Annotated in this window: 1 protein-coding gene; it reads right to left on the reverse strand. The window is 32.8% G+C overall.

Annotated features, from left to right (window positions below):
- Positions 1-256 (reverse strand): Fur family transcriptional regulator (locus tag E1171_RS00430; RefSeq protein WP_187696114.1); only part of this gene is annotated, 256 nt, incomplete at its 3' end.
- Positions 257-686: the final 430 nt, after the last annotated feature.

Consider the following 686-nt stretch of genomic DNA (forward strand, 5'->3'; position numbering starts at 1 on the left):
CTGTATTGGTTTCATAACGCATATAATCATCTTGGGTGAATACTTTATGTATAAGGCCTTTAGAAACAAAGGTGTCCAATGTTTTATACACTGTAGCCAATGAAATACTTGGGTTATTTTTACGAACTTCTTCGTACACTTGTTCCGCTCTTGGATGATTTCCTAGGCGCATCAACGTATCGTAGATGTTAATTCGTTGTTGAGTTGCTTTTAAGCCAATACTCAATAACTTTTGCCTGATGGAATCATATGTCATTTGTTTGAGAGACGATTTTTTAAAAAAGAATTATTCTCAACTAAGAATTTTTATCGGCACAAAAGTAGAATCCTTTTTTCGAAGTACCAAGGTTTTTGTAAATGAATTAATGGCCTTATTTAAGTATTGAAAATAACTATTTTTGATTTCATAAAAAAAGCTAATTTCACGTAAGAACATCTTTATTGGGGGCTTTTCAAGAGGAGCTGATTAACTAAATCAAAATTTCAAATGAATAACCGCATAATTTGTCCTTTTGTAGTGAGGTAATGTCTGGGTGGAATGGGAAAAAAATAGAAAAGGGCATAAAAAAGCCTTCTGGTGTGAAGAAGGCTTTTAATTAACAGGTGTACAAATAAATTGTGTATTGTGTGTGTCTATGGGTATATACGGGGAAAATGAAAAAAGTAACCCCCTTGGGTGAAAAAAA

Source organism: Xanthovirga aplysinae (assembly GCF_009711365.1).
Classification (GTDB): Bacteria; Bacteroidota; Bacteroidia; order Cytophagales; family Cyclobacteriaceae; genus Xanthovirga; species Xanthovirga aplysinae.